Raw genomic sequence first — 23,259 nt, 5'->3', positions numbered from 1 at the left:
GCATGGCCTTGAAAGAACAGCCGCGACTCAAGCAACGGAAAATCGCGAGCCTCAACGCGCAGCCAACAACCATTGCGAACAGCGCTCGATATCGCTCGCGTCATGCCAGCCATGCAGGGCAATGCGCAGATAGCCCTCGCGCGTGCTGGCGCTGATGCCTTGCACGTCGGCGGCACGCAGCAAGCGTTCGCAGCGCTCCGCCGGTACAGCGAACGACAAGATGGATCCAAGCCTGCCCGCACTGAGGAGTCCATCCAGTCGCTGCGCTTCGGCAGCCCATGCCGGGTTTGGCGCCAAAGCAGCCAGCAAGGCGCGCTGCAGGCCGACGATATGGGACTGCAGCCTGGCCGCGCCGCCGCTATCCACCAGCAGGCGAATGGAAGACGCCAGCGCGGCGCATGACACGATCGATGGGCTGCCCGCTTCCAGGCGTCGTCCGTCGGTGGCCCACAGCGCGTCGCTTGGCGCCTGCGTGCCACTCTGCGAAAAGTCATCCGGTGCCGAAAGCCAGGTCCCGAGGGGTATGAGTTGTTGACGGAAGCTGCGCTCGGTCCACAGCAGCCCCTGCCCCTGCATGCCGAGCAAACCCTTGTGCCCGCCGCTGGCAAACGCACTGACACCCTCCAACGAGGTCGCCACGGTGCCCGCGCCCTGGATGCCATCGACCACCAGATGCACGCCGCGAGCGCGGCAACCGCGTCCGAGTTTTTCCAGGTCCAGGCGAATGCCGTCCTGATAACGCACCCACGAAACCGCCATCACGCGCGTGCTCGGCGTGATCGCATCCAGCAAACGTTGTTCGGGTTCGATCTGCGCATCCGGCGCCACGGAAGGCTGCGCGAGCTGCCCCGTCCACAGCTCCACTTCCGTGCAGGTCACGCCCTTGCCGGCAAGCGCCAGCCACGGCAGCCGATTGCTGGGGAACTCGCCGGCGGGAAGCACCACTTCGTCGCCCGCCTGCCATGCATAACCCAGCGCCACCGCTTCAAGGCCGGTGGAGGTGCAGGTAACCAGACTGATGTCCTGTGCATTGACGCCCAGCAAGGTCGCGCCGACCTCGCGCAGCGAGCGCTGCACGTCGAGGAAGTCCTCGTTCCAGCGCACTTCCCAGGGGCGCAACTCCGATGCCATCAGCGCGCGTACCGCGTCGGCCGAGGCGCGGGGCAAGGGGCCATCCTTGCAGTGCGAGAACCACTGCACCGTCGGTGGCATATCGAACAGCTCGCGGGAGATCAGTGAAGCAATCGGCGGCACAACGCGTATTCCTTGATGCAGCAGAGCCTGTGGCCGCTAGTCACTGAAGTGCTCGGCGGCGGCAAACGGATGGCGCACGCTAGCACAAGGATTTTCGTCTCATCGCTGCGCAGAAACGACCGGCATTCACATGGTCTGCACGTTTAACACGTCCGACGCACGTGTCCGCGGACCGTCGCGCTTGTCCGGACACCGTCCGCGGACACTGCCGCCTGAACACGAGGAAGCGCGGAAATGGCTTGGGAATGCGGGTTTCCAGCGGTGCGAGAGGTTGGCACGGGGCTTGCCATATATCCAGTGAAAGGCCCAGTAAGAGCCACCCAACAACCCCCGTGAAGGAGTACGACCATGAAATTCGAGAACCTGATGCTGCACAGCCTGTTCGCCGCCTGCATGCTGGTCTGCGTGCTGACCCTGGGTGCGATGATTGCCGCTCCGGTTTACACCAACGCCGCCGTCGCCAGTGCGGCGCCGGTTGCCACGACGGCACAGCCGGCCGGTTGAGTCGCTCGCGTGCGCACCGCGTCGTTTGCCTTCGCAAGCTCGAACGGCTCCATCAGCGATATCCGCGCCGATACCTAGCCCCGGGGACACCCCGGGGCTCGACTATCGCGAGCACTGCGCCTGAGGGCCCAGTGGCCGCCAATGGCCTTCACGCGCGGCATCTCGACGTCCGCCACTGCGTCATCGAGGGCTTCAGCCCGCGGCGGAGGCTTGCCGACTCAGCTCGGTAAGTCCGTGCCGCTCCATCGTGGCGTAGACCTGCTCCCACCACCAGCGACTGTCCGCGCGGTCGATCGACGATGACGGCACCTGGACCAGCTGCTCGAAGGCTGCCCACAAGTCCTCTTCCGGCGCATCGCGCCTGGCCAATCCGTTGAGTTCCTCATCCAGCGCGGCAAACATCGTTGCCCATTGCTCTTTGGAGTAACGCACGTTCTTGGACCCATGATCGAAAGGGGATACGGTTGCACCGGTCCCTTTCTCGTCCATTTCGCAGCGCTCGCGAAGAGCGCTGCGACTGCCAGCGGCGAGCCGCCCGCTTGACGTCCACTTCACTCGCAAAAGTGGACTCTTTTTGGGCGTGTCGTACGTCCGGCGCTGTCTCGCAACGCTGGGATTCGCAGCCAATCACCTGCCCGGCGATGGCTGTTCCTCGCGCCCGGTTCGGACGCCACGCCAGCCACAGGGATCAACGAGTACGGGAGACGGTCACGTTTCCACGTCGTCGCGCGCGGCTGCCACTCGCCATCACCGTTCTATCGCTCCACTCCTCAACTGGCGTCATCGACGCCAGGTCTGTGTCCCGCGCAACTCAACCAACAGGTGCAAGCACATGGGCAGCAGTACGATCACCACCAAAGACGGCGTCGAGATTTACTACAAGGATTGGGGCAAGGGCCAGCCCATTGTTTTCAGCCATGGCTGGCCGCTGTCGGCCGACGACTGGGATGCACAGATGTTGTTCTTCCTCAGTCACGGCTATCGCGTCATCGCGCATGACCGTCGCGGCCATGGTCGTTCCACGCAGACCGAAGACGGCAACGACATGGACCACTACGCTGCCGATCTGGCCGCGCTCACCGAGAAACTGGACCTGCACGATGCCATCCACGTGGGTCACTCCACGGGCGGTGGCGAAGTGGTGCACTACGTGGCCAACTACGGCCTGAAGCGCACGGCCAAGATCGTGCTGATCAGCGCCGTGCCCCCGCTCATGCTCAAGACCAAGGACAACCCCGACGGCTTGCCGCTGGAAGTGTTCGACGGTTTTCGCGAGGCACTCGCGGCCAACCGCGCGCAGTTCTACGTGGATGTCGCCTCCGGGCCGTTCTACGGTTTCAACCGTCCGGGCGCCAAGCCCGTGCAGGGCACCATCGACAACTGGTGGCGCCAGGGCATGATGGGCGGCACCAAGGCCCACTACGACTGCATCAAGGCCTTCTCCGAAACGGATTTCACCGAAGACCTGAAGAAAATCGACAAGCCCGCCCTGGTCTTGCACGGTGACGACGATCAAGTCGTGCCGTACAAGGATGCGGCTTTGCTTTCGTCCAAGCTGCTCAAGAACGCCACCCTGAAGATTTATCCGGGCTACCCGCACGGCGCATTCACCATCCATCACGACGTGATCAACAAGGACCTGCTCGAGTTCTTCAAGAGCTGATGTACCCCGCAGCCCCTGCGTCAGGCGCGGGGGCTGCCTTCACCGCCGCTCAAGGATCGCCCGCGGCACGCCCTGTGACCGCAACCACAACGCACTCACAAATACCGGCGGATAGTCTGGCGCACGAATGCCCGGGGGTTTTATGGCAGTGTCGGCTCCGCTATCCACCGATGAAGGACGACGGCTCGAGCGCCTGCTTTCGCTCGGCATTCTCGATACGGAAGCGGAACCCTTATTCGATGCCTTGACCAAGGCCGCCTCCCTGCTCACCGGCGCCCCCATCGCACTGATGACCCTGGTCGACGATCAGCGGCAGTGGTTCAAGTCCAACGTGGGACTGGAGAACACGCGCGAAACCTCGCGTGCCGTGGCTTTCTGTTCGTACACCATTCTTGGCGACCAGCCCTTCGTCGTGCCCGATGCGACGGAAGACCCGCGCTTCGCCGACAATCCCCTGGTCACCGGTGACCCGCATATCCGTTTCTACGCCGGCGCACCAATCACGCTCAACGACGGCCTGCGCATGGGTGCGCTATGCGTGATCGATCGCCAGCCAAGACGCCTGTCAAGCGAACACGCCGAGATCCTGCGCGAGCTGGCGACCGCCGCCGCCGAAGCCTTGGAACAGCGCAAGGCCGCGCTCGAACGCAGCGAATCGCTGCATCGCGAAGCCTTGCTGCATCGGCTGTTGATGGAGGACCGCACGCGGCTGGCAGCCATCCTCGATGCATCGCAGGCGGGCACCTGGGAATGGAACGTACAGACCGGCGAGATGCGCTTCAACGAACAGTGGGCCAGCATTCTCGGCTACGCGCTGGAAGATCTTGATCTGCTCTCCTCCAGCGTCTGGCGGGATGTACGAGCAGACGAAGGCGGCATCATCCAGGGTGCGCAGCGCCGCCTCACCCATCCCGACGATTTGCCGCAGATGGACCAGTGCCTGCAGGAACATCTGCGCGGCGAGCGCTCGCTGTTCGAAAGCGAAGCACGTCTGCGCCATAAGGATGGGCACTGGTTGTGGGGCCTGCTGCGCGGACGCGTGATCAGCCGCACCGACGACGGCAAGGCGCTATGGATTTACGGAACGCTGGTCGACGTTTCCGAGCGCAAGCGCATGGAGCGCCGGTTGCATGAAAGCGAAGCCTTCCTCGATCGTTCGGGACGCGTCGCCGGCGTGGGCGGCTGGCAGCTCGACCTGGCCACCCATCAGCTCACCTGGTCGGACCAGACCTGCGCCATCCACGATCTTCCCGCAGGCCATATCCCCACGCTCGGCGAAGCGATCCACTACTACGCTCCCGAGGCACGCGAGCAGATTCAACAGGCCGTGGCCAGGGGCGCCGAAGATGGCAAAGGCTGGGATCTGGAACTGCCGATGATCACGGCGAAGGGACGCCACATCTGGGTGCGCGCCGCCGGCGCGGTCGAATTCGAGCATGGCAGACCTTGCTTGCTGATCGGCGCGATCCAGGACATCACGGCGCGCAAGCAGGCGGTGGAATCGGTGCAGCGCAGCGAACGCCGCTTCCGCAAACTGTTCGAGGAAAGCCTGGGCCTGATCTGTACGCATGACCTGCACGGCACCATTCTTTCGGTGAATCCGGCCGCCGCGCAATCGCTGGGCTATTCGATCGGCGAGCTGTTGGGACGCCAGTTCAAGGACCTGATGGAACCTTCGCTGCATGGCAGCTTCGACGCGTACTTGCGCCGCGTCACCAGCGAAGGCGTCGCGCACGGCCTGTTGCAGATCAAGTCCAAGGACGGGCGCAACCTGGTCTGGCAGTTCCACAATTCGCTGGATACGGAGGACGAGGAACCCTATGTGCTCGGCCACGCGCTGGACGTGACCGAACGCATGCGCCATGAAAGCCAGCTGCGCGAATGGAGCGTGCGCGATTCGCTGACCGGCTTGTTCAATCGACGCTACCTGGGCCAGGTTTCCGAGCAGCTTGGCCACAACGATCGCTGGGGCTGCATCGTGATCGATCTGGAGGGATTCAAGACGGTCAACGATACGCATGGACACCAACGCGGCGACGAAGTGCTGGTGGCGATGGGCCACTTCCTCACCATGCATGTGCGACCGGACGATATCGTGATCCGCTCCGGCGGCGATGAATTCCTGGTGTTGCTCCCGCACGCTGGCGAACAGGAAACGCTGGCCATCGTGCGGCGACTGGAAGCGGCGCGCGCCAGTGCGCCCAACCGCTTCACCATGGGGTACGCCATACGCATCGGCGGCATGCCGCTGGATGCCGCACTGGCCAGCGCAGACAACCAGCTCTATCGCGTGCGGCGCGATCGCGGCTACCAGGGGCGTTGAATCCGCTTAACGGAACAGATTGGTCTTGGCCAGTTCGATCAGCTCGTCGCCGCGTCCATTGATGACCGTGCGCAAGGCCCACAAGCCAAAGCCCTTGGCCTGCTCCAGCTTGATGCTGGGCGGCATGGCGAGCTCCTGCGTATTGGTCACCACATCGAGCAGAGCCGGGCCGTCGTGCGCGAGGATGTCCTTCACCGCGGCAGGCAGATCGCCGGGATCCTCCACGCGGATGCCATGCACGCCGATGGCACGAGCCATCGCGGCAAAGTCGGGATTGACCAGCGACGTACCGGTCTCCAGGTAACCGCCCGCCTTCATCTCCAGCGCCACGAAGCCCAGCGTGTGGTTGTTGAACACCACGATTTTCACCGGCAGCTTCTGCTGCACTAGGGTAAGGAAATCGCCCATCAGCATGGAGAAGCCACCGTCGCCGGAAAGGCTGATCACCTGCCTGCCCGGATAGGCGGCCTGCGCGCCGATGGCCTGCGGCATCGCGTTCGCCATCGAGCCATGCACGAGCGAACCGATCAGCCGGCGCCGACCATTCATCTTCAGATAGCGGGCCGCCCAGATCGAAGGCGTGCCCACATCAAAGGTGAACACCGCATCGTCCGTCGCAGCCTCGCTCAGCAGCTTGGCGAGGTATTGCGGATGGATCGGCTTGCGACCCGGCTTGCCGGTGGCGAGTTCGTCGAGTCCCTCGCGCGCCTTGCGATAGTGCGCCACGCTGGCGTTGAGATGCGCTTTGTCCTGCTTCGGCTTCAGTTGCGGTAGCAAGGCCTCGATGGTGGCCGCCACATCGCCCACCATGCCCAGGTCCAGACGCGCGTGCTGGCCAAGACTGTCCGGGCGCAGATCCACCTGCGCGATTTTTGCATCGGTGGGATAGAACTGCCGATACGGAAATCCGGTGCCCAGCATCAGCAAGGTGTCGCAGTTCAACATGGCGTAATAGCCGGAACTGAAACCGATCAGGCCGGTCATTCCCACGTCGTACGGGTTGTCGTATTCCAGGTATTCCTTGCCGCCAAACGCATGCACGATGGGTGACTGCAGAGTCTCTGCCAGCTTTACCACGGCGTCATGCGCGCCTGCGCAGCCGCGACCGCACAGCAAAGTGATGTCCTTGCCGCTGTTGAGCAGTTGCGCCAGTGCGTCGATGTCTTCTTGCGCCGGACGCACCACGGGTGGACGCAGCGCGATCGATGAGCCGGCCGACGGTTTGGCCTCCAGTTCAAGCAACGCCACGTCGCCGGGAATGACAACTACCGCCACGCCACGCATGCCGATCGCCGCACGCATCGCGCTTTCCAGCACGGCTGGCAATTGCTCGGGCGTGGACACCAGTTCGCAGTAATGGCTGCACTCGCGAAACAGCGATTCCGGATGGGTTTCCTGGAAATAGCCGCGACCGATTTCCGCGCTGGGGATCTGCGCTGCAATCGCCAGCACCGGCACACGCGAGCGATGGCAATCGAAGAGACCGTTGATCAGATGCAGGTTGCCGGGACCGCAACTGCCTGCGCATACCGCAAGATCTCCCGTCAGATGCGCCTCCGCCCCGGCAGCGAAAGCCGCGGCCTCTTCGTGCCGCATATGGATCCAGTCGATGTCGCCGCGCTGTCGCAAGGATTCGGTGATGCCGTTGAGGCTGTCGCCCACGACGCCATAAATGCGGCGCACCCCGGCGACATGCAGCGTTTCCGTGACGACATCCGCGACTTTCGTACGTGCCATGACCCGACCCCTTCGAAGGAAGATGCGCGCCTGCACGGCGCCACGTTTCCAACGAGTATCGCGTCGAGTTCGTGATTGCCGCGTCAGCCTGCCGATCCCCTTGCGCATCCGCACGACCCGTACGGGCCATGCGGATGCGTGTTTGCGAGTTACTTGGAGATCAACAACAACAGCGACTGTCCGCACTGGCCATAGGTTGTTCCTGCCCCGCCAATCAAGGTTTCGTTGCCGGGTGACACGAAGGTGTTGGCGCCATCGTTCCAGTTGCACGTGTCGGTGACGCGATACCACTGCGTGCCTGAGGGCGGAGCCGGCAGCATAAAGGTGACGCTGCCCGACCAGCCGTTGTAGGCGATATACATGGAGTTGCTGTCGCCGAGCGCTGGACCGTTGATGGTGTACGCAAGCGCGTAGTTGCTGGTGTTGTTCCAGTAGTTGGTATCTGCCGCCGCACCGCTGGGCTGGTACCACACGACTTGGCTGGCGGAATACCAGCTAGCCGGGCGCAAGGCGGGATGGGCCTTGCGGAACGCGATCAGGCGCTGTGCAAAGGTGTAGAAGTTGTTCTGATCCGTGGTCCAGCTGTTGGTGAGCCAGTTCGCGCTAGAGTCCAGGTTATAGGCGTTGTTGTTGCACTGGAGCGTGCGCAGGTATTCATCCCCACCCTGCATCAGCGGCGTGCCCGCCGATAGCATTTCGAAAGCCATGCCGGTGCGCGCGGCGCGACGCTGGTCCACTGCCGTGCCGGTACCTGCGGACATGCCCTGGTCCCAGCTGTAGTTCGTGCTGGTGCCGCCGTCGGATGGGCCGTAAGGCCAAGCCTGGCTGTTGCTGGCGCCATTGCAGGAATAGACGTCTTTCAGCGTCATGCCGTCATGCACGTCGATGAAGTTCACCGAGTTCCACGGCGAACGTCCATTGGCCTGGAACAGGTTGGACGAACCGGAGAAGTCGTTCGCATCCTGGGTGATATGGATGGTCATGCTGCCCAGTTCGTTCTGCGCCTGGCGCAGGCTGTCGCGGAACACGCCATTCCACTCGGACCATCCTTGCGGAAAGCCGCCAAGCTGGTACGAATTGCCACCGATGGCCCATGGTTCGGCAAACAGATCCAGGCCGCTGCCACCCGTGGCCGGGCGCACGCTGAATTCGCGCAGGATACGGTTGATCGCCACATTGGAATCGGCGGCGTCGAAGTTGTAGCCGCCGCTCGGGCAATTGGGCGCCGCCGAGGTATACGCACCGTTGAGGCAACTATTGCCGAGCACGGAGGCGAGATCGAAGCGGAACCCGTCCACGCCCATGGTGTTCGCCCAATAGGCCAGCGAATCGACGATCAGGTTCTGCGCCACCGTGTTGTAGGTGTTGTAGTTGGCGCCGATGCCGGTGTTGTCGTAGAAGTATTGGTTGCCGGAGGTCAGCTCGTAATACGTGGCGTTATCCAGGCCGCGCCACGATTCGATCGTTGCCGTGGTGGGATCGTTGCTGGTCCAGGTGCCGCCCTCGGCGGTATGGTTGTAGACCACATCCATGTACACCTTGATGCCGGCGATGTGGAACGCCTGCACCATCGCCTGAAATTCCGCCGTGGGGCCGCCGGGTGCCTTGTTGTAGGCGTAGCGACGATCCGGCGAAAAATAGTTCTCGGTCATATAGCCCCAGTAGTTCTGGTTGGCATCCGAGTTGGGCACGACATCGTTCGCGTCGTTCTGGGTCTCCTGCACGGGCAGGAATTCCACCGCGGTGACGCCGAGGCTGGCCAGATAACTCGCCTTCAGTCCTGCCCCGTAATACGTGCCGCGATATTGCGCGGGAATCGACGTGTCCTGCTCGGTGAAGCCGCGCACGTGCACCTCGTAGATCACATCGTCCTTTTGCGCCCGCGTCGGCTTGGTACCGGTGCTCTGCGTGCTCGGCGCCAACACGACGCCCTTGGGCGCGTAGATGCCGCTATCCATCGTGCGATAGCTAGCCCCGGATGCGAACACGTTGCCGTTCTGATTGGACGGGTTCAACGGATCCTGACTTACTTCCTGCGCATAGGGATCGAGCAGCAGCTTGTTGGGATTGAAGCGGTTGCCGCCGGCGTCGACGTCGGAAACAAAACCCGCCTGCGAGCCCTTGCCCCAGCTGCTGCTATACGGCCAGTTCGGTCCCCACGCGCGGTAACCGTAGTAGACCGAACCGGTAATGCCCGCTGCCTGGATCGATGAGACCGGTACCGTCACCGCCCATACGCCGCTGCCGACGGAGCTCAACGCGTAGGTCGCCGATTCCTGCGCCCCGTAGCCGCTCGCATACAGGTACAACACGATGCGCGTGGCGCTGGACGAGTAGACGCGAAAGGTGATGCTGGTCTTGGGCGCGTTGTAACTGGCGCCAAGACTCATGCTGTTGATGGCCGCGTGGGTCGGTGTTGCGGGCACGCCGGCGAGCGCCGCGCAGGCCAGCAGCGCGGCGAGGATTTTCGAGCACTTCATGGGTGAGCCTCCATCCTGCTTCGTTGACGATCAGGTCGAACAGCATCGACGCCACGGAGCGCATCCCTGCCGCGGCGGGCGCACAAGCGAACACCACTGTCGTTCGCAACTTCAGCGCGGTCGCGCGCACTCCCCACGCGCGACCGCCTTTCGGGCGGCAGTGCGTTGCATCCTAGAAAGCATCGCAGTGCAGCAACCAGCGGCTGCATACGTATTCATTGCGAACGAGGTCCGCAAAATCGTCACTCGACGGCGGAGCGCTCCCAGCGAGCGAGCTGTTCGCGCAGGGCGTCGTTGTCGGCCTTGAGCTCCGCCACTTCGGCCGTGAGCTCGGCAACGCGACGCTGCAGGGTCGGCAAGTCCTCGCCCTCGCCTGCTTCGACCACCGGCTTGGGTTTGCGCTTGGCTTCGCGCACGCGTTTCGCTGCCTGCTTGAGTTCGTCGTCGCCCGCGCTGGCAGCGGCGCGCTGCTCGTCCTCAGGCAAGGTCGCCACCGCCGCCGCCGCATTGATCGACAGCACGCCGGACTTCACCGCGGCCACCACTTCCGGCGCGGCCTGCTTCTGGATCTTCTCGATCATCACCACTTGGTTGTTGCTCAAGCGCGCCTCGCGTGCGATGGACTGGCGGCTCGGCAGCGGCTCGGACTTGGCGGGCGCTTCGGCCGCGTCGGCGGCTGGGGATGGCGGCACGATATGGTCAGCGGGCGCGGCGTCCTGTTCCGCCGGCTTGGCGCGCGAGCGACGTTCCTGCAGGATCTCGCGCTTGCGCAGCGCCAGCACGCCGCGCTGGAAATCGGACACGCTGCGACGGCCCAAGTGTTGCTCGATCATCCACAAATGCACGTCTTCCATCGACTGGAAGCGCGTGTTCTGCACCGTGTTGAACGGCAGGTCGTGCTTCTTGCAGATGCCGTAGCGGTTGTGGCCGTCCACCAGGACGTCGCCCCACAGCACCAGCGAATCGCGGCAACCTTCCGCAAGCAGGCTGCGTTCCAGCGCCTCATATTCGTCCGGGGTGAGCGGGTCGATATAGGCCTTGAGTTCTTCGTTGACGACGATGTCCATGGGAGCGTGCTGCAGCGGGCAAAGGGGCGGCATTGTAGAGAACCTGGGCGCTTGTTTCGCGGCTTGCGCGGGGCGGCGGAACGTGCACAGGCTGCGGCGAGGCCGTCGCGCACAGGGTGCGCTCCCACTGGGGAGACATGCGGAGGCCGGGATGGCTCTGCTACCTTGCTGGCTTTCCAACGAGGGGGATTCCATGCTGCTGCGCCATTGCCTTGCCGTTGCACTTGCTGTCGCGTTGTCCGCCACCGCGGCGGCCGACGAAGCGAAGCCTGCCCATACGCCCTCGCCGAAGGAACTGCTGGCCAAATCCCAGCCGCAGGAATGGCGCACGCCCGACCCGCAGAACCTGCTGGTCATGCAGCTGCCCCAGGGGCGCGTGCTGATCGAGCTGGCGCCCGATTTTGCGCCGCTGCATGCCGCCAATATCCGCACCATGGCGCACGAGCACTACTACGACGGACTTGCCATCGTTCGCGTGCACGACAACTTCGTCACCCAGTGGGGCGACCCGGCCAGCGACGACCAGGGCGACAAGAGCAAGCTCAAGTCGTTGGGCTCAGCCAAGGACAAGTTGCCGCCGGAATACACCCGCCCCTATGACGCCAAGCTCCCGTTCACGGTTTTGCAGGACGGCGATTTCTACGCTGCGGAAGTCGGCTTTTCCGAAGGCTTCCCGGTGGCGCGCGACAAGGCCAGCCAGCAGGAGTGGCTGACCCATTGCTACGGCATGGTCGGCGTGGGCCGCGACATCGATCCCGAAACCGGCAGCGGCAGCGAGCTGTATGCCGTGATCGGCCAGTCGCCGCGCGCGCTCGATCGCAACATCGCCGTGGTCGGTCGCGTGCTGCAAGGCATGGAATACCTCTCCGGCTTGCCGCGCGGCACGGGTCCACTGGGTTTCTATGAAAAGCCCGAGCAGCGCGTGGCGATCCCTTCCGTACGCCTCGCCGCCGACCTGCCCGCCGACCAGCGTCCCCACGTGGAAGTGCTGCGTACCGACAGCGCCACCTTCGCTGCCCTGGTGGACGCCAAGCGCAACCGACTGGACGATTTCTATCGCCTGCCCGTGCACAAGGTGGATTTGTGCAGCGTGAGCATTCCGGTGCGCGAGGCCAAGACATCGCATTGATCTAAGTGAACCCGCGCCCGCGGTCCTCACTGCACAACGACACCCCCTTCACCCGCCGCGTTGGCAGGATGGCGGCGCCATAGGGCGTCGGGAGCCATGCATGCGGCGGGGTTGGAAAATAGTGTCATGGATCATCGGCGTCTGCCTGGCGCTGATCGTGGTGTTGTTGATCGTCATCGCCACGTTCGACTGGAACCGGCTCAAGCCCACCATCAACGCACGCGCCAGCGAAACGCTGGGGCGGCCGTTTGCCATCAATGGCGATCTGAGCGTGCGCTGGCGACGTGAGGAGCGCGCCAGCGGCATCGAAAGCTGGGTGCCATGGCCGGAGTTCATCGCGCAGAGCATCAGCATCGGCAACCCCGACTGGACCAGCCAGCCGCACTTTGCCCAGCTCGATGCCTTGCGCTTCCGCATTTCGCCGCTGCCGCTGATCGTGCATCGCGTGGAAATTCCGGTGCTGTATCTCACCCAGCCCACGATTGACCTGGAGCGCAACGCGCAAGGCCAGGCGAACTGGGAGTTCGCGTTCACCAACAGCACCACACCCTCGGCGTGGAAACTCGATCTGCACGCAATCGGTTTTGATCGCGGCCATATCGTGCTCAACGATGCGGTCAGCAAGGCGGAACTGCAGATCACCATGGAAGCGCTGCAGCGCGCCATCCCCTATGGCGACGTTGTCTCGCAGCAATCGGCCGATGCACGCGAGCAGGCCAGCAAGACCGTCGGCGCCAATGCGAAGACCACGCTGGAGAAGGATGCGGGCACGCAGGAGAACCAACCCGGCCACACCAGTGCCACCTACCAGTTCGCCTTCCAGGCACAAGGCAAGTACCAGGGTGCCGCGGTCGACGGCAACGGCAAGACTGGCGGCGTGCTCGCGCTACAGGAGACCGACCAGCCGTTCCCGTTGCAGGCCGACATGCATGTGGGCGATACGCATATCGCCATGGTGGGCACGCTCACCGACCCGCTGCACCTGGCCGCGCTCAATATCCGCCTGTGGTTCTCGGGCAGCAGCATGGCCAAGCTGTACCCCTTGATCGGCGTCACCCTGCCCGACACGCCGCCGTATGCGACCGAAGGCCATCTGCGCGCGACCCTGAAAAAGGGCGCCAGCCATTTCTCCTACGATCATTTCCGCGGACGCGTGGGCGGCAGCGACCTGGCGGGCGATCTCGCCTTCGACACCGGCGGTGCGCGTCCAAAATTGACCGGCGCAGTGAAGTCGCAGTTGCTCCGCTTCTCCGACCTTGCTCCCCTGATCGGCGCGGACTCCAACGCGCAGAAGGATCAACGAGGCGACGCTACGCCGCAACCCAGCGACAAGGTGCTGCCGGTGGAGCCGTTCCGCACCGACCGATGGCGGGCGATGGATGCCGATGTCGCCTTCAGCGCGGCCAAGATTGTGCGCGACACGGCCCTGCCGATTGATGCGTTGCAGACCCACGTCCTGATGGACAACGGCGTGCTTACGCTCAGTCCGCTCAGCTTCGATTTCGCCAGCGGCAAGATCGACAGCAACCTGCGTCTCGACGGCAGCACGACGCCGATGAAGGGCGACATCAAGCTCAAGGCGCGCCATCTCAAGCTCAAGGAGCTGTTCCCGAAATTCGCTCCGATGCAAACCAGCTTCGGCGAGATCAATGGCGACGCCGCGCTCAATGCCCGCGGCAATTCGGTGAGCGAACTGATGGGCACCTCCACCGGCGAGCTGAAGCTGCTGATGAACGACGGCGCGATCAGCAAGGCGCTGCTGGAGACGGCCGGCCTCAATGTGGCGAACATCGTGATCGTCAAGCTGTTCGGCGACAAGACGGTGAAGATCAACTGCGCCGCATCGGACCTGTCGGCCACCAACGGCTTGTATCAGACCCAGTTGTTTGTGTTCGACACGGAGGACGCCACCATCCGCGTGAACGGCACCGTCAACTTCGCCAACGAAAAGCTGGACCTCGACGTGCGGCCGGAATCGAAGGGCGTGCGCTTCCTCTCCTTGCGATCGCCGCTCTACGTGAAGGGCACGCTCAAGGATCCCGATGTGGGCGTGCAGCCGGGGCCGCTGATCTTGCGCGGCGGCGGTGCCGTGGCGCTGGCCGTGTTTGCCGCACCGGTCGCCGCGCTGCTGCCGCTGGTCGCCACCAGCAAGGGCGAGCAGGACAACACCTGCGCCACCGTGCTCGAGCAGATGCGCGGTGCATCCAAGGCGCGCGCCGCGCCGCTCCCAGACAAGGCCAAGGCCGCCAGAACGCACTAAGAGACGCGCCGCACGGCTAGAATGCCGGACTCCCTCTTCGTCGACATTCGTGCATGCAACCGGTCAACAAGGCCCGCTGGCAGATCCATTTCTGCGTGCTGCTCTGGGGCTTCACCGCCATCCTGGGCAAGCTGATCACCCTGCCGGCCATGCAACTGGTGTGGTGGCGCATGCTGCTGGTGTCAGGCGCATTGCTGCTGGTGCCACGGGTGTGGCGTGGCCTTAGGGACATGCCGGCGAAACTGCGCTGGGCCTACGCCGGTATCGGCGTGCTGGTGTCGCTGCACTGGCTGACCTTCTACGCGGCCATCAAGCTCGCCAATGCCTCGGTGGGTGCCACCTGCATCGCGCTGGGGCCGGTGTTTCTTTCGCTGGTGGAACCGTGGATCGCCCGCCGCAAGTTCGATCCGCGCGAGCTGCTGATCGGCGTGGCCGTGGTGCCTGGCGTGGCGATGGTCGTTGGCGGCGTGCCGATGGACATGCGCATGGGCATCGTCGTGGGCGCCCTCTCGGCGCTGCTGGTGGCACTGTTCAGTGCCTTCAACAAGCGCATGGTGGAACACGGCGACCCGCTCACCGTCACCTGCATCGAGCTGGGCACGGGTACGTTGTTCCTCACCTTGCTGGCACCGCTGCTACCGCACACAGGGCCCGCCTTCGTGTTGCCCAGCCTGCATGACGCCGCCCTGCTGACGGTGCTCTCGTTCGGCTGCACGCTGCTGCCATTCGCCCTGGCGCTGGTGGCCTTGCGCCACATGAGCGCCTTCGGCACGCAGATGGTGACCAATCTGGAGCCGGTCTACGCCATCGTGCTGGCGATACTGCTGCTGGGCGAGCAGCGCCAACTGGATGGCTGGTTCTATGTCGGCGTGGCGGTGATCCTGGCTGCCGTGTTTATTCACCCGCTGTTGACGCGCAAGCAGACGGCGACCACCCAGCCGGAATTGCTGGGCACGGCCGAAAGCCACAATGTGGTTGAATAGGCCGCCGTCGCCACGGTGACTCACGCCACCGGGTGAACGTGCACGACGCCCAGCGTCGATCACGACTGCGGGGAGGTGCTTGCGATGACGCGGGTCGGATTCCCAAGAATCGTGCGGCGCGAGTGGTTCCTCGCCATCAGCGTGGCCACCGCCCTCGCCTTCCTGCTCTTTGGTCCGCGACTGCTGGACGGGCTCGATCATCCGCTGTGGCTCGCCGTCATTTTTGCATGGCTGTTCGCCGTGATCCTGGGTTCCGCCCTGGCCGTAGTGCGACACGCGGAACGCCTCGGCGAACAGCTGGGCGAACCCTATGGCACCCTGGTGCTGACGCTGTCGATCACCACCATCGAAGTGATCAGCATCACCGCCATCATGTTGCACGGGGCCAACAACCCCACGCTGGCGCGCGACACCTTGTTCGCCGTCACCATGATCGTGCTCAACGGCATGGTGGGCCTGTCGCTGCTGGTCGGTGGCTGGCGGCATCGCGAGCAGCAGTACAACCTGCAGGGCGCGAACGCCTATCTGGCCGTGGTCATTCCTTTGGGCATCCTGGCGCTGGTGATGCCCAACTACACCATCGACCCGCACAAGACTCTCACCTTGGCGCAAGAGGTCTTCCTCGCGGTGATCTGCGCCGGGTTGTACATCGCGTTCATCGGCTTGCAGACCCGTCGGCACCGCGCCTATTTCGCGGCCGTGGAGGACGACGACGAGAGCCCATCCGAGATCCAAGGCAGCGTGGCGCGCACCACCTCCTTCCACGCACTGCTCCTGCTGGCCTATATGGTTCCCGTGGTGTATCTGGCCGAGAAGCTCGCCCACCCGATCGATTACGTCGTGGAAACGCTAGGCAAACCGGCGGCGCTGGCCGGACTGGTGATGGCCGTGCTGGTGGCCACACCGGAAGGCATCGGCGCCGTGCGTGCCGCGCGCCACAATCATATGCAGCGCTCGGTAAACATCTTCCTTGGCTCGGTACTGTCGACGATTGGCCTCACCATTCCAGCCATCCTCGTCATCAGCCAGCTCACCGCGCATCCCATCGAACTGGGCCTGCAGCACACCGACCTGGTGTTGTTCCTGCTCACGCTGACAGTGAGCCTGGTGACGTTTTCCAGCGGCCACACCAACGTGCTGCAAGGCGCCGTGCACCTGATCCTGTTCGTTGCCTACCTGTTCTACATGTTCCAGGCCTGAGGCCATCAGCCCGAGGCGGCGAGCGTCGCGCGCAGGTGGTCGATAAAGGCGCGCACTTTCGCTGGCGGCTGGCGTCCGGGATACACCGCGTAGATGCCGCAGACCGGCAAGCTGTATTGCGCCATCAGCACAACCAGCCTGCCCCGGCGGATATCTTCCGTGACCAGATAATCCGGCAGCACGCTGACACCCGCGCCGTGGCACACCAACGCATGCGCGGCGGTCACGTTGTTGGCCTGCACGCGCTGGCGCATGCGCACGGTGCGGCGTGTGCCGTCGGGCGCGGTGAACGTCCATCGCAGCGGCGTGGCCAGCAGGGTGAGCGCGACCCAGTCGTGCGATGCGAGATCGGTGATCACACGCGGCTGCCCGCAGCGCGCGAGATACTCAGGCGCAGCGACCATCAACTGGCGAAACGTGCTCAGGCGGGTGGAACGCAGATTGGAATCGCGCAGCCAGCCCATGCGAATCGCCAGGTCGAAGCGTTCGGCGATCAGGTCGCTCATGTGATCGTTGAGCACCAGATCCGCCTGCAACGAAGGATGGGCGCGCAGGAATTGCGCCAGCGCCGGCGCGACCACGGCCGTGCCGTAATCGCCGGTGGCAGTGAGCCTCAACGTGCCGCTGGGTTGCTCCTGACTGCGCCCGACCTGGGCGATCGCTGCCTGGGCCTCGGCAAGAATGCTCAAACACGCGGCGTGGAAAGTGCTCCCTGCCTCGGTCAAGGTCATGCGCCGAGTGCTGCGCGACAACAGCGATACGCCCAGCTCACTCTCAAGTCGGGCAATGTGCTGGCTCACCATGGCCTTGGTCATGCCGAGCACGTCGGCCGCCGCGGTGAATGAGCCAGCGCGCACCAGCGCCGTGAATACGGACAAGCGATTGAGATTGACCTCGGTCATGCCGTCCTCCGTACTGTCAACTCAAACTTTACAGTGAATTCTCACTTGATGCGTTTATCTGCACCTGTCGCAAGCGCATGCTGGGCGTTGCTGGTGGCGCTGGCAGTTTTTTCACGGCAGCCCCGTCATCGTCCCCCGCACTCCCCTATCCCCGCTGGAGAGCACTACCCATGAAGATCGCCTTGTTCGGCGCTACCGGCCATGTCGGCCACGCCATCCTCGACGAAGCGTTGGCACGCGGTGCCGATGTCACCGCCATCGTGCGTGATCCGTCGCGCCTGACCGCCCGGGACGACCGCGTCAACGTCGTCACCGGTGATATCGCCGATCCGCAAAGCTGGCTGGATGCCGTTCGTGCCTCCGACGTACTTATTGTGAGCATTTCAGCCCGTCGCGATGGCTCCAACGATGCCGTTCCGGCCATCGCCGCGACCGTGCTCGACTACCTGCCCAAGGCCGGCGTGAAGCGCCTGGTATGGGTAGGCGGCGCTGCCTCGCTGGAGACTTCGCCCGGCGTGCGCGTGATCGATGATGCGCACTTCCCTGCGGCGTGGAAGGACGAGGCCCAAGGTCAGATCAAGGCGCTGGAAGTCTTCCGCCACGACAAGAACGCGGTGGAATGGACGTATATCAGTCCCTCTGCGCTGCTCGAAGATGGCCCGCGCACCGGCAAGTATCGCGTCGGCAGCGACCAGTTGCTGGTGGACGCCAACGGCAAGAGTCATATCAGCGTGCCGGACTTTGCGGTGGCGCTGCTGGACCGCGTCGAGAAGAACGATGCGCGTCGTCAGCGAATCACAGTCGGCTACTGAGGTGCGGGCTTGCGGTCATTACGGAAGGTTCGGGATGCCGACGAGTGTCGGCATCCCGCGGCTCACGTTCAAAACCACAAGCGCACGCCTGCCACCCAGGTTGTCTCGCGCGCATGCACGGGCGGCACGCCGGGCTCGCTCTGAATATCGCCGAACCGTCGCGCCCAATCCACGCCGATATACGGCGCAAACTTGCGACTGACTTCATAGCGCAGACGCAAACCCGCCTCGACCTCGGAGAGTCCGGATGAGATCCCGCGTTGCGGATCGTCCTTGCCGTAGAGATTGAGCTCGATCTTTGGCGTGAGAATCAGTTTCTGCGTAAAGCGCATGTCGTAACTGGTTTCCACGCGTAGCGCGGTGCGGCCTTCTTCACCCACGTAGAACGTGGCCTGCGTTTCGAACCAGTACGGCGCCAGGCCTTCCACACCCATCGCCACCCAGGTGCGGTTAGGTCCCTGGCCGAAGTCCTGGCGCACACCCAGCTGCCCATCCCAGAAGCTGGTCCAGGCATGACTCCAGAGCGCTTCAACGCGCGCATCCTGCGTGCCATCGCTGCCGCGCTCGCCTTCGGTCTTCAGCCACAGGCGGTTGATGGGATTGCCGTACCAGCCTTCGGCTTCCCAGTTGGTCGCGTAGTCGCCAGAAGTGCTGCGACTGCGTTCGAGCCGGTCGACCAGCAGCATGCCGATCGACTCGTTGTCGTCCATCTGCATCATCGCGTTCATCTGCGACGGCGACATCTCGTGCAGCACGTATTGCGGCGGTGGCGGCGCTACGTGATCGTTTGCCGGCAAGGCAGTGGCGTCCGCCATCTTCGTCATGTCATGGCTGCCGTGCTGCATGTCGTCATGCGGCGACGGCGTTTGCTGGGTCGCGTGTGATGGTGTGGCGCTGTCTTGGGGCATGGGCATGGCCATGCCCGGCATGTCTTGCATATCCATGCTTTGCGCCAGCACGCTCATCGGCAGCGCGCCAAGACACGCCATGATCCATCGCGTAGTTGAGCGGCTCATGTCACCACCACTTCGCGGAACATGCCCGCTTCCATGTGGTACAGCAGATGGCAGTGATAGGCCCAGCGGCCCAAGGCATCCGCATTGACGCGATAGGCGATGCGCTGCGCCGGCTGCACCATCACGGTGTGCTTGCGCACTTGGAAATTGCCGTCCGGCGACTCGATTTCGCTCCACATGCCATGCAGGTGGATGGGATGCGTCATCATCGTGTCGTTCACCAGCACGATGCGCACCTGCTCGCCGTAGTGCAGTCGCAATGGCTCCGCGCCGGAATAGCGCTTGCCGTCGAACGACCACAGGTAGCGCTCCATGTTGCCGGTCAGGCGCAGCGTCATCTCACGATCAACTCGCGGAGCAATGGGCGTATCGACGGCGTGCAGATCGGCGTAGCTGAGCACGCGGCGACCGTTGTCGCGCAAGCCCACGCCCGGGTCGTCGAGATTGCTGCGTGGCGTGGTCACGCGCGCATCCACCTCGGGCCCCGACTTCAACGGCTCGGCTCCCTCATGGCCATGCGGCATCGCCATCCCCGGCATGCCGCCCATGTCCATGCCTGGCATGTCATGTCCCATCGCGCCGTGATCCATCGTGCCCATCATGTCGCCCATGGCGAGCAAGGGACGGGCGTCGAGCGAAGGCACTTCAGCCGCCATCCCTGCACGCGGTGCCAGCGTGGCCCGCGCATAGCCGGTACGGTCCGTGCTCTGCGCGAAAATCGTCCACGCGCGATCGGCCGACGGCTGCACGATCACGTCATAGGTCTCGGCGGTGCCGATGCGGAATTCATCCACGCTCACCGGCTCGACGGCCTGCCCGTCCGCAGCGACCACGGTCATCCTCAGACCCGGAATGCGCACGTCGAAAAACGTCATCGACGAACCATTGATGAAACGCAGGCGCACTTTCTCGCCCGCGTTGAACAAACCAGTCCAGTTGCCGGCCGGCGTGCAGCCGTTGGTCAGATAGGTATAGGCGACGGAGGAAACGTCAGCCAGATCGCTGGGGTCCATCCGCATCTGGTTCCACATGCGGCGGTCATCCAAAGCCTTGGCGATACCTGCGCTACTGGCGTCGTGGATGAAGTCGCCCACGGTGCGCTTGCCGATGTTGTAGTAGTCGCTCTGCTTCTTGAGGTTCGCGTAAATGGTTTCCGGATCGAGATCGGTCCAGTCGTTGAGCATCACCACGTAGTCGCGGTCGGCCGGATGGCGCTCGCCATCGCGCGGCTCGACCACGATGGGACCGTACAGACCGGTCTGCTCCTGAAAGCGCGAATGGCTGTGGTACCAGTACGTGCCCGACTGGTTCACCGTGAATCGATAGGTGTACTCGCCACCGGCAGGAATGCCGTCGAAACTCAGGCCCGGCACGCCATCCATATCCGCCGGCAACACGATGCCATGCCAGTGGATGGAACTGCTGACCTTGAGGCGATTGCGCACCCGCAGCGTCACCGTTTCGCCCTGCCGCCAGCGCAGCAGCGGCGCCGGCAGCTGACCATTCACCACGGTGGCGACGCGCTTGCGACCGGTGAAATCCACCGGCAGCTCATCGATCTCCAGTTCGAAATGGTTGCCGCGCAACTCCGCCCGCGGTGTCGCCATCTGCGCCATCGCATTGCCGCGCCAAAGGCCCAGCCCGGCTGCAACGCCGCCCAGTGCCAGACCTTGTACAAAACGCCGGCGCGGCAGCTGAAAACCGCGCGGTTCCTGCTTGTTCATTGCATTGCTCCGTGTCGCGCGTCCGCCTGCAGACGCATCGAATCGGCCGACGCGTGCCGGCCAGTTGCCTTCAACGGAGAATCAGGCGACCGGTGGCCTCAACGGCGGATCGTAGACAGGTTGCGGCGCCGCCTCGCGATGCGACTGCCACGACGAACCATCGGCCTGCACATGCAGCACGTGCGGCACCATCGATAGCGGCACACTCGCGGGAGCGTGGCTGCAGCAGCTGTCGGACATGGCGTTCGAGGCGTGCGTCGCCGCGTGATCCAGCGACGCGTGCTGCATCGCCATCATGCCCATGGCCGCCGTCGACGCGGGACAACAATCGTCATGCCGCGGCATCGCCCAGGCCACGCTGGACAGCGCCAGCCACGCGCACATGGCCAGCACCAGCAAGGTGCGGCAGCGACGGAGGTGGCGGAGCGCGAGGCGGGTCATGGGTGGAGGATAGCGATGCGGTGGGTAGGGGCTCAACTCTGGAGGTGGGTCTTGTTGGGTTGGGGGGGCGATTGGCGTTATTGATGGCACCGAATGCCTGGTTCTCAATTTCTGCCTCGCGCCGGCTTTCGCCACCCATCTCCGTCGCGCCTGCTCGTCTGTGGGAGCGCACCCTGTGCGCGACTGCCACACTTGGGTGCACCGCTCCGTAGGTTTGTCGCGCACAGGGTGCGCTCCCACAAAGGGCGTCCGCCATCGCGACTTACAGCATGCGCACCCTTGTAGGAGCGCACCTTGTGCGCGAACGCGGCCTAAAAGGCCGCCCTGGGGCGGCGTTCGCGCACAGGGTGCGCTCCTACAAAAGAGGGGCCCGGCAACGCCGGGCGTGGTTTGGCTCGTGATGTAGCTCTTGCCCGTGGGGTCCCCGTATGACGCGGCGGGCGGGTGGAGGAAAGCCCGAAGGGTGGCCGCATGGACGCGGCCAGTTTTTCGACAGGACAGGGATGTCCTGTCGAAAAACCCCGTAACCCGCACGCGCACCTTCCGGGCCATAGGCCCGGAAGGCGCGTCATCCGGGGGGCCCTTTCTTTTGGTTACTTTTCTTTGGGCAAGCAAAGAAAAGTGACCCGGCCTCCGGCAGGAGGTCGGAAGCCCGCGGCAGGCGAGCCAGATCGCGACACGGCAACAAGCGGAGACCGACGCCACTGGATGGCCAGCCTTCGGCTGTTGAAAAGCGCCTCCGGCCGACGCCGCGATGGCGAATAGAAACGTTCCCGCGAGCACCCGCCCCTCACCCAACCCTCTCCCCTCCGGGTAGAGGGCTAAAAGCGCGGCAGCCCCCCCCTCCCCTATACTGTCCAACCACCCAACGCCCACCCCCATGAACTATCGCCACGCCTACCACGCCGGCAACTTCGCCGATGTCCTCAAGCACAGCGTGCTCTTCGCGCTGATCGAAGCCATGCAGGCGAAGCCGACCCCGTTTGCCTTCATCGAGACGCACGCCGGCAGTGGCTGCTATGCCTTGGACGGCGTGGAGGCAGGCAAGACGGGCGAATACAAGGACGGCATTTCGCGCCTGCTGTATCCGGACCTGTCTCCGAACAACAGCAAAGCCCAGGCGCTGCCGCCGCTGCTGCGCCGCTGGCTCGACGCCATCCTGCGCCTGCCGGGCAACGATCACGGGCTGAAGCTCTACCCCGGCTCGCCACTGCAGGTGGCCAACGCGATGCGCGATATCGACAGCGCGCAGCTATGCGAACTGCATCCGGAGGAAGCCACGCGCCTGCGCGACCTGTTCCACCGCGACCACCGCGTGCACGTGCATCAGCGCAACGGCTACGAGGCACTCAAGGCGCTGCTGCCGCCCAAGGAAAAGCGCGGCCTGGTGCTGATCGATCCGCCCTATGAAGCGCAGGACAGCGAATATCGCGTGATCGAGAAGGCGCTCAAGGCGGCGATGGAGCGCTGGCCCACCGGCGTGTACGCGGTGTGGTATCCGATCAAGCTGCGCAGCCAGGTGCAGCCCTTCCATCGCTGGTTGCAGCACTGCGGCGCGCGGCGCGTGCTGCGTGCGGAGCTGCTGGTGCATCCGGACGATTCGCCGCTGCGCCTCAACGGCTCGGGCATGGTGATCCTCAACGCCCCGTGGAAATTGGACGACGCCCTGCGCGACTCGCTGCGCGCGATGGCGCCCATGTTGTCGCAGGAACGTCCTGCCCAGTGGCGGCTCGACTGGCTGGCCCAGGACAGCGCCAGCTGAAC

General features: G+C 64.2%; 18 protein-coding genes. 9 read left to right on the top strand and 9 right to left on the bottom strand.

All coding sequences use genetic code 11. The features are described from left to right. Positions 1 to 51: 51 nt before the first annotated feature. Positions 52 to 1,254: an aminotransferase class V-fold PLP-dependent enzyme gene (locus tag AC1DMY_RS03915; protein WP_477163692.1), complete on the bottom strand. Its 1,203-nt coding sequence runs from the start codon at positions 1,252 to 1,254 to the stop codon at positions 52 to 54. Positions 1,255 to 1,602: 348 nt separating this feature from the next. Between AC1DMY_RS03915 and AC1DMY_RS03910 the strand changes: the two genes are divergently transcribed. Next, a complete protein-coding gene (locus tag AC1DMY_RS03910; protein WP_477163691.1) occupies positions 1,603 to 1,758 on the top strand; it encodes a hypothetical protein in 156 nt (51 codons plus the stop codon). A 192-nt stretch (positions 1,759 to 1,950) separates the two neighbouring features. On the opposite strand, the gene AC1DMY_RS03905 is transcribed toward AC1DMY_RS03910, so the two are convergent. Then, positions 1,951 to 2,190, bottom strand: coding sequence for a hypothetical protein (locus AC1DMY_RS03905; RefSeq protein ID WP_477163690.1), 240 nt, complete (start codon positions 2,188 to 2,190; stop codon positions 1,951 to 1,953). A 400-nt stretch (positions 2,191 to 2,590) separates the two neighbouring features. Between AC1DMY_RS03905 and AC1DMY_RS03900 the strand changes: the two genes are divergently transcribed. Both AC1DMY_RS03900 and AC1DMY_RS03895 read left to right on the top strand, forming a co-directional pair. Beyond that, positions 2,591 to 3,421 (top strand): alpha/beta fold hydrolase, encoded by an 831-nt coding sequence (locus AC1DMY_RS03900; protein WP_477163689.1) that lies wholly within the window; start codon positions 2,591 to 2,593, stop codon positions 3,419 to 3,421. A gap of 142 nt (positions 3,422 to 3,563) precedes the next feature. Continuing rightward, a complete protein-coding gene (locus AC1DMY_RS03895; protein WP_477163688.1) occupies positions 3,564 to 5,744 on the top strand; it encodes a PAS domain S-box protein in 2,181 nt (726 codons plus the stop codon). 6 nt (positions 5,745 to 5,750) lie between these two features. Here AC1DMY_RS03895 and poxB read toward each other — a convergent pair whose 3' ends face one another. From poxB to AC1DMY_RS03880, 3 genes are all read right to left on the bottom strand, one after another. Further along, positions 5,751 to 7,481 (bottom strand): ubiquinone-dependent pyruvate dehydrogenase, encoded by a 1,731-nt coding sequence (poxB, locus tag AC1DMY_RS03890; protein ID WP_477163687.1) that lies wholly within the window; start codon positions 7,479 to 7,481, stop codon positions 5,751 to 5,753. Positions 7,482 to 7,630: 149 nt separating this feature from the next. Beyond that, complete coding sequence (locus AC1DMY_RS03885; protein ID WP_477163686.1) at positions 7,631 to 9,961, bottom strand: alpha-amylase family glycosyl hydrolase; 2,331 nt, start codon at positions 9,959 to 9,961, stop codon at positions 7,631 to 7,633. Positions 9,962 to 10,203: 242 nt separating this feature from the next. Then, positions 10,204 to 11,028 (bottom strand): ParB N-terminal domain-containing protein, encoded by an 825-nt coding sequence (locus tag AC1DMY_RS03880; protein ID WP_477163685.1) that lies wholly within the window; start codon positions 11,026 to 11,028, stop codon positions 10,204 to 10,206. Between the two features lie 193 nt (positions 11,029 to 11,221). Between AC1DMY_RS03880 and AC1DMY_RS03875 the strand changes: the two genes are divergently transcribed. The 4 genes from AC1DMY_RS03875 (at position 11,222) to AC1DMY_RS03860 (ending at position 16,600) form a co-directional block, all read left to right on the top strand. Further along, positions 11,222 to 12,157: a peptidylprolyl isomerase gene (locus AC1DMY_RS03875; RefSeq protein ID WP_477163684.1), complete on the top strand. Its 936-nt coding sequence runs from the start codon at positions 11,222 to 11,224 to the stop codon at positions 12,155 to 12,157. 100 nt (positions 12,158 to 12,257) lie between these two features. Next, positions 12,258 to 14,417 (top strand): AsmA family protein, encoded by a 2,160-nt coding sequence (locus AC1DMY_RS03870; RefSeq protein WP_477163683.1) that lies wholly within the window; start codon positions 12,258 to 12,260, stop codon positions 14,415 to 14,417. Between the two features lie 53 nt (positions 14,418 to 14,470). Beyond that, positions 14,471 to 15,400, top strand: a complete 930-nt coding sequence (locus AC1DMY_RS03865; protein WP_477163682.1) for a DMT family transporter — start codon at positions 14,471 to 14,473, stop codon at positions 15,398 to 15,400. Between the two features lie 84 nt (positions 15,401 to 15,484). Next, complete coding sequence (locus AC1DMY_RS03860; protein ID WP_477163681.1) at positions 15,485 to 16,600, top strand: calcium:cation antiporter; 1,116 nt, start codon at positions 15,485 to 15,487, stop codon at positions 16,598 to 16,600. A 5-nt stretch (positions 16,601 to 16,605) separates the two neighbouring features. Here the strand turns inward: AC1DMY_RS03860 and AC1DMY_RS03855 are convergent, their stop codons facing one another. Then, positions 16,606 to 17,502 carry a LysR family transcriptional regulator gene (locus AC1DMY_RS03855; protein WP_477163680.1) on the bottom strand — a complete coding sequence of 299 codons (897 nt, stop codon included), beginning with the start codon at positions 17,500 to 17,502 and terminating at the stop codon, positions 16,606 to 16,608. Between the two features lie 170 nt (positions 17,503 to 17,672). Between AC1DMY_RS03855 and AC1DMY_RS03850 the strand changes: the two genes are divergently transcribed. Next, positions 17,673 to 18,314: an NAD(P)-dependent oxidoreductase gene (locus AC1DMY_RS03850; protein ID WP_477163679.1), complete on the top strand. Its 642-nt coding sequence runs from the start codon at positions 17,673 to 17,675 to the stop codon at positions 18,312 to 18,314. A 68-nt stretch (positions 18,315 to 18,382) separates the two neighbouring features. On the opposite strand, the gene AC1DMY_RS03845 is transcribed toward AC1DMY_RS03850, so the two are convergent. From AC1DMY_RS03845 to AC1DMY_RS03835, 3 genes are all read right to left on the bottom strand, one after another. After that, positions 18,383 to 19,330 carry a copper resistance protein B gene (locus AC1DMY_RS03845; protein ID WP_477163678.1) on the bottom strand — a complete coding sequence of 316 codons (948 nt, stop codon included), beginning with the start codon at positions 19,328 to 19,330 and terminating at the stop codon, positions 18,383 to 18,385. Further along, positions 19,327 to 21,054, bottom strand: coding sequence for a copper resistance system multicopper oxidase (locus AC1DMY_RS03840; RefSeq protein WP_477163677.1), 1,728 nt, complete (start codon positions 21,052 to 21,054; stop codon positions 19,327 to 19,329). Before AC1DMY_RS03840 ends, AC1DMY_RS03845 begins: the two co-directional genes overlap by 4 nt. 81 nt (positions 21,055 to 21,135) lie before the next feature. Beyond that, positions 21,136 to 21,495 (bottom strand): hypothetical protein, encoded by a 360-nt coding sequence (locus AC1DMY_RS03835; protein ID WP_477163676.1) that lies wholly within the window; start codon positions 21,493 to 21,495, stop codon positions 21,136 to 21,138. An 880-nt stretch (positions 21,496 to 22,375) separates the two neighbouring features. Here AC1DMY_RS03835 and AC1DMY_RS03830 point away from each other — a divergent pair. Further along, the gene (locus tag AC1DMY_RS03830; protein WP_477163675.1) at positions 22,376 to 23,257 is read left to right on the top strand and encodes a 23S rRNA (adenine(2030)-N(6))-methyltransferase RlmJ; all 882 of its coding nucleotides are present in this window, start codon (positions 22,376 to 22,378) and stop codon (positions 23,255 to 23,257) included. Positions 23,258 to 23,259 lie beyond the last annotated feature (2 nt).

This window comes from Dyella sp. 01L423, from assembly GCF_056399945.1.
Note: the sequence above shows the minus strand (reverse complement) of the source record. Positions and strands in the feature narration are given on the sequence as shown.

Coding starts and splice junctions, on each gene's coding strand:
- AC1DMY_RS03870 (WP_477163683.1), top strand. CDS start 12,258: ATGCGGCGGGGTTGGAAAATAGTGTCATGGATCATCGGCGTCTGCCTG.
- AC1DMY_RS03835 (WP_477163676.1), bottom strand. CDS start 21,495: ATGACCCGCCTCGCGCTCCGCCACCTCCGTCGCTGCCGCACCTTGCTG.
- AC1DMY_RS03900 (WP_477163689.1), top strand. CDS start 2,591: ATGGGCAGCAGTACGATCACCACCAAAGACGGCGTCGAGATTTACTAC.
- AC1DMY_RS03845 (WP_477163678.1), bottom strand. CDS start 19,330: ATGAGCCGCTCAACTACGCGATGGATCATGGCGTGTCTTGGCGCGCTG.
- AC1DMY_RS03885 (WP_477163686.1), bottom strand. CDS start 9,961: ATGAAGTGCTCGAAAATCCTCGCCGCGCTGCTGGCCTGCGCGGCGCTC.
- poxB (WP_477163687.1), bottom strand. CDS start 7,481: ATGGCACGTACGAAAGTCGCGGATGTCGTCACGGAAACGCTGCATGTC.
- AC1DMY_RS03830 (WP_477163675.1), top strand. CDS start 22,376: ATGAACTATCGCCACGCCTACCACGCCGGCAACTTCGCCGATGTCCTC.
- AC1DMY_RS03880 (WP_477163685.1), bottom strand. CDS start 11,028: ATGGACATCGTCGTCAACGAAGAACTCAAGGCCTATATCGACCCGCTC.
- AC1DMY_RS03855 (WP_477163680.1), bottom strand. CDS start 17,502: ATGACCGAGGTCAATCTCAATCGCTTGTCCGTATTCACGGCGCTGGTG.
- AC1DMY_RS03860 (WP_477163681.1), top strand. CDS start 15,485: ATGACGCGGGTCGGATTCCCAAGAATCGTGCGGCGCGAGTGGTTCCTC.
- AC1DMY_RS03865 (WP_477163682.1), top strand. CDS start 14,471: ATGCAACCGGTCAACAAGGCCCGCTGGCAGATCCATTTCTGCGTGCTG.
- AC1DMY_RS03875 (WP_477163684.1), top strand. CDS start 11,222: ATGCTGCTGCGCCATTGCCTTGCCGTTGCACTTGCTGTCGCGTTGTCC.
- AC1DMY_RS03895 (WP_477163688.1), top strand. CDS start 3,564: ATGGCAGTGTCGGCTCCGCTATCCACCGATGAAGGACGACGGCTCGAG.
- AC1DMY_RS03840 (WP_477163677.1), bottom strand. CDS start 21,054: ATGAACAAGCAGGAACCGCGCGGTTTTCAGCTGCCGCGCCGGCGTTTT.
- AC1DMY_RS03910 (WP_477163691.1), top strand. CDS start 1,603: ATGAAATTCGAGAACCTGATGCTGCACAGCCTGTTCGCCGCCTGCATG.
- AC1DMY_RS03850 (WP_477163679.1), top strand. CDS start 17,673: ATGAAGATCGCCTTGTTCGGCGCTACCGGCCATGTCGGCCACGCCATC.